At 66.2% G+C, this 7,774-nt stretch carries 9 protein-coding genes and 1 tRNA gene; all 10 read left to right on the forward strand.

The features are described from left to right. The first annotated feature begins 115 nt into the window (after positions 1–115). Positions 116–424 carry a 50S ribosomal protein L21 gene (rplU, locus tag B4C31_RS03015; protein ID WP_033505364.1) on the forward strand — a complete coding sequence of 103 codons (309 nt, stop codon included), beginning with the start codon at positions 116–118 and terminating at the stop codon, positions 422–424. A 33-nt stretch (positions 425–457) separates the two neighbouring features. Further along, positions 458–709 (forward strand): 50S ribosomal protein L27, encoded by a 252-nt coding sequence (gene rpmA / locus B4C31_RS03020; protein ID WP_033505362.1) that lies wholly within the window; start codon positions 458–460, stop codon positions 707–709. 104 nt (positions 710–813) lie between these two features. Beyond that, the gene (gene obgE, locus B4C31_RS03025; protein WP_291531284.1) at positions 814–2,508 is read left to right on the forward strand and encodes a GTPase ObgE; all 1,695 of its coding nucleotides are present in this window, start codon (positions 814–816) and stop codon (positions 2,506–2,508) included. A gap of 27 nt (positions 2,509–2,535) precedes the next feature. Further along, positions 2,536–3,669 (forward strand): glutamate 5-kinase, encoded by a 1,134-nt coding sequence (gene proB, locus B4C31_RS03030; RefSeq protein ID WP_291531290.1) that lies wholly within the window; start codon positions 2,536–2,538, stop codon positions 3,667–3,669. Positions 3,670–3,711: 42 nt separating this feature from the next. Then, on the forward strand, positions 3,712–4,917 hold the full coding sequence (locus B4C31_RS03035; RefSeq protein WP_291531291.1) for a pyridoxal phosphate-dependent aminotransferase: 1,206 nt from the start codon (positions 3,712–3,714) through the stop codon (positions 4,915–4,917). A 152-nt stretch (positions 4,918–5,069) separates the two neighbouring features. Beyond that, positions 5,070–5,145: transfer RNA gene (locus B4C31_RS03040), tRNA-Trp, on the forward strand. Positions 5,146–5,181: 36 nt separating this feature from the next. Further along, a complete protein-coding gene (gene secE / locus B4C31_RS03045; RefSeq protein WP_291531285.1) occupies positions 5,182–5,409 on the forward strand; it encodes a preprotein translocase subunit SecE in 228 nt (75 codons plus the stop codon). Between the two features lie 25 nt (positions 5,410–5,434). Beyond that, the gene (gene nusG / locus B4C31_RS03050; protein WP_291531286.1) at positions 5,435–6,208 is read left to right on the forward strand and encodes a transcription termination/antitermination protein NusG; all 774 of its coding nucleotides are present in this window, start codon (positions 5,435–5,437) and stop codon (positions 6,206–6,208) included. A gap of 348 nt (positions 6,209–6,556) precedes the next feature. Continuing rightward, positions 6,557–6,988, forward strand: a complete 432-nt coding sequence (rplK, locus tag B4C31_RS03055; protein ID WP_033505350.1) for a 50S ribosomal protein L11 — start codon at positions 6,557–6,559, stop codon at positions 6,986–6,988. A 14-nt stretch (positions 6,989–7,002) separates the two neighbouring features. After that, positions 7,003–7,695 carry a 50S ribosomal protein L1 gene (gene rplA / locus B4C31_RS03060; RefSeq protein WP_033508260.1) on the forward strand — a complete coding sequence of 231 codons (693 nt, stop codon included), beginning with the start codon at positions 7,003–7,005 and terminating at the stop codon, positions 7,693–7,695. The last annotated feature ends 79 nt before the right edge of the window (positions 7,696–7,774 follow it).

The following is a 7,774-nucleotide window of genomic DNA, read 5'->3' on the forward strand; positions in this document are numbered from 1 at the left end:
ACTCGTCTGCTTGCGCTCGTACATGGGTCGGTGTAGATTAGATAGTCGGTGTCTGGCTGAGACGCTTTGCCGTGCCGGACAGAACAGCTTCCAAAAAACTAGCAAGGAACGGATTATGTACGCGATTGTGAAGGCCGGTGGCCATCAGGAGAAGGTCGAGGTCGGTGACGTCATCGTGGTGAACCGTCTCGATGCGAAGGTCGGCGATACCGTGGAGTTCCCGGTCGCCCTCGTGGTTGACGGTGCCAAGGTCACCCTCGGTGCCAAGGATCTCGCCAAGATCTCCGTCAAGGCGGAAGTGGTCAACGACTCTGCCAAGGGTCCGAAGATCAACATCATGAAGTACAAGAACAAGACTGGCGTCACCCGTCGCAAGGGCCATCGTCAGCAGCAGACCATCGTCAAGATCACGGCTATCGCCTGATCCGCTGGCAGGTCAGAACCGAAAGGAACAGACATGGCACATAAGAAGGGCGCTTCCAGCTCGCGCAACGGTCGCGACTCGAACCCGCAGTACCTCGGCGTCAAGAAGTTCGGCGGCGAGTCGGTTATCGCCGGCAACATCATCGTTCGCCAGCGTGGCACCAACTTCCACCCGGGCCAGAACGTCGGCATGGGCAAGGATCACACCCTGTTCGCCCTGACCGACGGCAACGTGCGCTTCGGCGTGCGTCGTGACCGCAAGGTCGTCGACGTGGTGTCCGCCTGAGATTCCAGGCGCGCTATTTCGTTTGAGGCCGCATCCCGCGTTCACGGGATGCGGTTTTTCGTATCCTCGGCCGCGGGCAGGGGCACACGGTAAGGTAGGCAGCTATGAGTGATTTTGTGGATCGTGTGGTCGTCCATGTCAAGGGCGGCGACGGCGGTAACGGTTCGGCCGGCATCCGCCGTGAGAAGTACAAGCCGTTGGCCGGCCCGAACGGCGGCAATGGCGGCGACGGCGGTTCCGTCGTCTTCGTGGCCGACCAGAACGCCAACAGCCTGTTGGACTACCGGTTCATGCCGCACCGCTCGGCGGGCAACGGCACGATGGGCATGGGGGATAACAAGGACGGGTCCAAGGGGGATGACCTGATCCTGCCGGTGCCGGTGGGCACGGTGATCTTCGAGGCGCGCGGGGCCCAGGGCGCTTCGAAGAGGCCCGGCGAACAGCTGGCCGACCTGCGGCACGACGGCGACCGGTTCGTGGCCGCGGCGGGCGGCGCCGGCGGTCTGGGCAACATCGCCCTGGCCAACAAGACGCGCCGCGCCCCGGGCTTCGCGCTGCTCGGCGAACCGGGCGAGGAGCGCGACGTGATCCTGGAGCTCAAGTCCATCGCCGACGTGGCGCTGGTGGGGTTCCCGAGCGCCGGCAAGTCGAGCCTGGTGGCCGCCATGAGCGCCGCCAAGCCGAAGATCGCGGACTACCCGTTCACCACGCTGGTGCCGAACCTGGGCGTGGTCATGGCCGGCGGCCGCCGCTACACGATCGCGGACGTGCCCGGCCTGATTCCGGGCGCCTCCGAGGGCAAGGGCCTGGGCCTGGAGTTCCTGCGCCATATCGAGCGCACCGAGATCATCGCCCATGTCATCGACTGCGCTACGCTGGAGCCGGACCGCGACCCGATCTCCGACTACGAGGCGCTTGAGCACGAGCTGGCCGAATACGCCGACAAGCTGGAGCTGCCGCTGGGCGCGATCCCGATCCCGGAACGCCCCCGCATCATCATCCTCAACAAGGTGGATGTGCCGGAGGCCAAGGAGCTCGCCGAGTTCGTCCGCCCGGAGTTCGAGGCGATGGGCCTGAAGGTGTTCCCGATCTCCACGGCCTCGCATGCGGGCTTGAAGGAGCTGAACTTCGCGCTGGCCGATATGGTGGCGCGGATGCGTGAGCAGGTCGCCGAACGCGAGCAGGCGCAGGAGGCCGAGCGCGTGGTCATCAGGCCGCTGGAACAGCCGGCCCGCCGCCGGCGCGGCCAGGACGCCTCCGGCCCCGGCATCGACTTCACCGTGGAACGCCAGGAGGACGCCAACGGCGATTTCTGGTACACGGTCAGCGGCGCCAAGCCGGAACGCTGGGTGACACAGACGAACTTCGACAACGACGAGGCCGTCGGCTACCTGGCCGATCGTCTGGCCAAGCTGGGCGTGGAGGACGAGCTGCGCCGGCAGGGCGCCAAGCCGGGCGACGAGGTGCGCATCGGCCGCGGCAGCCGGGCCGTGGCGTTCGACTGGGACCCGACCATCGCCGCCGGCGCGGAGATGCTCGACGGCGCCCAGCTGGGCGCGCGCGGCAAGGATCTGCGCCTGGAGGAGAACGACAACCGCACCCGCCGCCGCACGAACGCCGAACGCCGCCGCCAGTACCACGAGATGATGGACGCACGCCAGGCCGTGCGCGAGGCGATGATGGCCGAACGTGCCGCCGGACACTGGGCCGACCCGAGCGTCAACGACGATCCCCACGACGAGCAGAGCCTGTTCGGCCGTGGCGAGGGTGTCGAGGACGTCGAGGACATCGACGAGTAGCCGCGTGAGCAACGCTAAGGAGTGATGGTGTCCACATCGAGTCAGGCACAGGTACGCCGGTCCGTCGCGCAGGCGCGGACGATGGTGGTCAAGGTCGGGTCCAGCTCGTTGACGCGGCCGTCCGGCCATCTGGACGCCGCCAAGCTGGAGGCCCTGGTGGCGTCCGTGGCGGCCAACGTGCTGTCGGGCGCGCGCGTCGTGCTGGTCTCCTCGGGCGCCATCGCGGCCGGATTCGGCCCGCTCGGCTTCTCCGAACGCCCGCGCGACGTGGCCACCCAGCAGGCCGCCGCCTCGGTGGGGCAGGGGCTGCTGATGGCGCGCTACGAGACCGCGTTCGCGCGGTACGGCATCCGCGTGGGTCAGATTCTCATCACCGCGGAGGACACGATTCGCGCCGCGCAGTACCGCAACGCCCGGCGCACGCTCGAACGGCTGCTGGACCTCGGCGTCGTGCCGATCGTCAACGAGAACGACGCGCTGGCCAGCAACGAGATCCGGTTCGGCGACAACGACCGGCTCTCCGCGCTCGTGGCCAACATCGTGCGCGCCGACGCGCTCGTCCTGCTCACCGACGTGGACGCGCTGTACACCGCGCCGCCCAGCCGTCCGGACGCGCGGCGCATCGGGTACGTGCCCGACGTGATCGCGGCCCTGCGGGACGTGACCGTGGGCGGCAGCACCTCCGGCGTCGGCACCGGCGGCATGGTCACCAAGCTGGAGGCGGCGCGGATCGCCGCGGTCTCCGGCGTGCCCGTCGTGCTGACCAGCGCCGCGAACGCGGGGCCGGCGATGATGGGCGACCCGGTCGGCACCGTGTTCGCCCCGGTGCACGACCGCGGCTCCTCGCGTCGGCTGTGGATCGGATTCGCGGCGGAACCCCGCGGGACGATCGTGGTCGACGACGGCGCCGCACGCGCCGTACGCGGCGGACGGGCCAGCCTGCTGGCGGCCGGCGCGTTGGAAGTACGCGGGGAGTTCTCCGCCGGCGACCCGGTGTGGGTGGACGCCGAGGACGGCACGCATCTGGCGCGTGGATTGTCCGGATACGATTCCGAGGAGATTCCGCAGATGCTGGGGCGCAATACGGACCAGCTCAAGCGCTTCCTCGGCGAGGCGTACGCGCATCCGCTGATCCACCGCGACAATCTGGTGCTCGTATAGCGGCGGTTCTCTGCGCGTGGGGTTAGCATGGGAGCCATGACTATGGCAGACTGGCAGACCCTGAGCGATCGTATCAACAATGTGGCGCCGAGCGCCACGCTGGCCGTGGATTCCAAGGCCAAGGCCATGAAGGCGGCGGGCGTCGACGTCATCGGCTTCGGCGCCGGCGAGCCGAACTTCCCGACCCCGGACTACGTGGTCGAGGCCGCCGCCGAGGCGTGCCGCGACCCGCGCAACCATCGGTACACGCCGACCCCGGGCCTGCCTGAGCTGCGCGAGGCCATCGCCCGCAAGATGCTGCGCGACTCCGGCTACGAGGTGACCCCCGAACAGGTGGTGGTGACCAACGGCGGCAAGCAGGCCGTCTACGAGGCGTTCCAGATCCTGCTCAATGACGGCGACGAGGTGATCATCCCCACGCCGTACTGGACCAGCTACCCCGAGGCCGTCAAACTGGCCGGCGGCGTACCGGTCGAGGTGTTCGCCGGCGCCGACCGCTCCTTTGAGCCGGATATCGACGCCATCGAGGCGGCCCGCACCGAACGGACCCGCGCCATCATCGTCACCTCCCCGTCGAATCCGACCGGCGCCGTGTGGAGCCGTGAGACCATCGAGGCGATCGGGCGCTGGGCCGTGGAGCACCATGTGTGGGTGGTCTCCGACGAGATCTACGAGCATCTCAACTATGACGGTGCCCGGACCGCGTATATCGGCCAGGTGGTGCCCGAGGTGCGCGACCAGCTGATCGTGCTCAACGGCGTGGCCAAGACCTACGCCATGACCGGCTGGCGCGTCGGCTGGCTGGTGGCCCCCGAGCCGGTGGCCAAGGCCGCCGCCAAGCTGCAGGGGCATATGACCTCCAACGTGGCGAATGTGCCGCAGCGCGCCGCCATCGCCGCCGTGGGCGGTGATCTGGACGCCGTCTACGCCATGCGTGAGGCCTTCGACGCGCGTCGCAAGGCCATCGTGACCGCATTGAACGCCATCGACGGCGTGCATTGCCCGACGCCGACCGGCGCGTTCTACGCCTTCGCCGACGTCTCCGGCCTGCTGAACCGGCCGCTCGGCGCCAACGGTTCGGTGGCCACGAGCTCGGCCGAACTGGCAGCCATGCTGCTGGACGAGGCACATGTGGCGGCGGTGCCCGGCGAGGCGTTCGGCGCCCCGGGCTACCTGCGCTTCTCCTACGCGCTGGCGGACGACCAGCTGGCTGAAGGCATGCGCCGGTTCCAGGCCTGGGTGGGCTGAGAGGACACACCGGAGCAAACGGCGGAAAATAGCGGTTTATCGGCGAGCGAACACCGGTGGGTGGACGAAATCGACGGGAACCGCTATTATTGCGTTTTGGCGGTTTTGCCCGCTGGTCGGCAGGTATTTGCTACCATGGGCAGAGTTCACCTAGGGATGTGGCGCAATTGGTAGCGCAACGGTCTCCAAAACCGTAGGTTGTGGGTTCGAGTCCCGCCGTCCCTGCCAAGATTTTCCACTGCAAGCCGAAGACGAAGGACGGATATGGCGAAGAAAAGCATCAACGCACAAGCCAAGAAGCCGAATGTCTTCATGCGCATCGGCATGTTCATCAAGCAGATCGTCGATGAGATGCGCAAGGTGGTGACCCCGACCAGCAAGGAGCTGTTCTTCTGGGCTCTGGCCGTGCTGGTGTTCGTGCTCTTCCTGATGGCAATCGTGACCGGTATGGATCTCGGCCTGGGCAAGCTCATGCTGTGGATGTTCGGCTGATTGATCCCGATCTGAAGGTGAATGCATGACTGACGAAGTGAATCTCGACAATCTCGACGAGCTGCCCGACGTCCCCGAAACCGGCGATGAGCCGGTCCAGGACGCCGAGCCGCAGCCCGTGGAGGCGGCACCCGTTGAGGAGGCTGCCGAGGACGCCGGCGAATCCGCCGACGAGGAGCTCGACCCCGGCGCCAAGGCCGTTGAGGAGTTCTCCAAGAGCCTGCGCACGCTGGAAGGCAAGTGGTATGTGCTGCATACCTACTCCGGCTATGAGAAGCGCGTGAAGACCAATGTGGAGTCCCGTGTGGCCAGCTTCGGGCTGGAGGACAAGATCTTCCAGGTCGAGGTGCCGATGGAGGAGGTCGAGAAGCACACCGACAAGGGCAAGAAGGTCATCACCCGCGTGCGTGTGCCCGGATACGTGCTGATTCGCATGTGGCCGGATGAGGACGCCCGCCGCATCGTGCGCGAGACCGAGGGTGTGACCGGCTTCGTCGGACCGACCAAGGATCCGGCGCCGCTGAGCCGCAAGGAAGTCGTGGCGATGATGGCCCCGATGATCGCCTCCGAGGCGCTGAAGAAGGCTGGCGACAAGCCCGCCGCCGCCAAGAAGCGCACGGTCGAGGTCTCGTACGTCGTAGGCGATCAGGTCACCGTCACCGACGGCCCGTTCGCCACCATGGCCGCCGTGGTGTCCGATGTGGAGCCGACCACGCAGAAGCTCACCGTGCTCGTGTCCATCTTCGGGCGCGATACGCCGGTCGAGCTGGGCTTCGACCAGGTCGAGAAGCTCAACTGACATTCGTGATGAGAAAACCCCGCTCCGGCGGGGTTTTCCCGTATTCAAGCCCTCCCGCAACCCTCCTTCCCGGACTCTTCTTTCGTTCCGGACTTTGATGCATCGTGACTCTGATCCAAGTCGAAGAACGGTGGAATTCCAAGGATTGTGATCATGCATCACGGTCACGATGGATCAGAGTCCGGGGAAGGGGAGAGGACGTGGGGAATGTCCGACAGGGGCGACATAATGGGAAAGCTTGTGTCTGGAGGGGAGACCCGCTAGCACAGCACAGCAATACCCGTTGCGGGAGGAAGCGGCCATGAGGCCGTTGCCGTTTGCACCGCTTCACAGAAAGAAGAACCATTTATGGCTCCCAAGAAGAAGGTCTCAGCGCTGATCAAGCTCGAGATTCAGGCCGGCAAGGCCAACCCGGCCCCGCCGCTCGGCCCGGCCCTGGGCTCGCACGGCGTCAACATCATGGACTTCTGCAAGGCCTACAACGCGGCCACGCAGGACAAGATGGGCCAGATCGTCCCGGTTGAGATCACCGTCTATGAGGATCGCTCCTTCACCTTCGTTCTCAAGACCCCGCCGGCCGCGGCGCTGCTCAAGCAGGCCGCCGGTATCCAGAAGGGCACCGAGAACCCGCTGACCCACAAGGTCGGCTCCGTCACCAAGGCTCAGATCCGCGAGATCGCGGAGACCAAGATGCCTGATCTGTCCGCTCGCGACGTCGAGGCCGGCATGAAGATCATCGAGGGTACCGCCCGTTCCATGGGCATCACGGTGACCGACTGAGAGGAGAAGGACAGATGGCTAAGCATTCCAAGAAGTACCGCGAAGCGGCCGAGAAGATCGATCGCAACAACCTGTACACCGGCGCCGAGGCTATCGCTCTGCTCAAGAGCATGCCGTCGTACAAGTTCGACCAGACGGTCGAGGCTGTGCTGCGTCTGAACGTTGACCCGCGCAAGGCCGACCAGCTGGTCCGCGGCACCGTCAACCTGCCTCACGGCACCGGTAAGACCGCCAAGGTCCTGGTGTTCGCCCGCGGCCCGAAGGCCACCGAGGCCACCGAGGCCGGCGCCGACATCGTCGGCGATGACGAGCTCATCGAGAAGGTGGCCGGCGGCTTCCTCGACTTCGACGCCGTGGTCGCCACCCCGGACATGATGGGCAAGGTCGGCCGTCTGGGCCGTGTGCTCGGTCCGCGTGGCCTGATGCCGAACCCGAAGACCGGCACCGTGACCATGGATGTGGCCAAGGCCGTCGCCGACATCAAGGGCGGCAAGATCGAGTTCCGTGTCGACCGTCACGGCAACCTGAGCTTCCTGATCGGCAAGCTCTCGTTCGACGAGAACGCCCTGGTCGAGAACTTCAAGGCCGTGGCCGAAGAGGTCAAGCGTCTGAAGCCGTCCACCGTCAAGGGCCGTTACATCACGAAGGTGACGATCACCTCCACGATGGCCCCGGGTGTCCCGGTCGACCCGATGTCGCTGGTCTGATTCATCGGACATCCCTGCTGAGGAATCGATGAACCCCCGCATCCGCTTCGGCGGATTGAACCGCACCCCGATTGTTGGA

It is taken from the genome of Bifidobacterium sp. UBA4282 (assembly GCF_002394995.1).
GTDB classification, from domain to species: Bacteria; Actinomycetota; Actinomycetes; order Actinomycetales; family Bifidobacteriaceae; genus Bifidobacterium; species Bifidobacterium pullorum_B.

Coding starts and splice junctions, on each gene's coding strand:
- nusG (WP_291531286.1), top strand. CDS start 5,435: ATGACTGACGAAGTGAATCTCGACAATCTCGACGAGCTGCCCGACGTC.
- obgE (WP_291531284.1), top strand. CDS start 814: ATGAGTGATTTTGTGGATCGTGTGGTCGTCCATGTCAAGGGCGGCGAC.
- rplK (WP_033505350.1), top strand. CDS start 6,557: ATGGCTCCCAAGAAGAAGGTCTCAGCGCTGATCAAGCTCGAGATTCAG.
- B4C31_RS03035 (WP_291531291.1), top strand. CDS start 3,712: ATGGCAGACTGGCAGACCCTGAGCGATCGTATCAACAATGTGGCGCCG.
- secE (WP_291531285.1), top strand. CDS start 5,182: ATGGCGAAGAAAAGCATCAACGCACAAGCCAAGAAGCCGAATGTCTTC.
- rplU (WP_033505364.1), top strand. CDS start 116: ATGTACGCGATTGTGAAGGCCGGTGGCCATCAGGAGAAGGTCGAGGTC.
- rpmA (WP_033505362.1), top strand. CDS start 458: ATGGCACATAAGAAGGGCGCTTCCAGCTCGCGCAACGGTCGCGACTCG.
- rplA (WP_033508260.1), top strand. CDS start 7,003: ATGGCTAAGCATTCCAAGAAGTACCGCGAAGCGGCCGAGAAGATCGAT.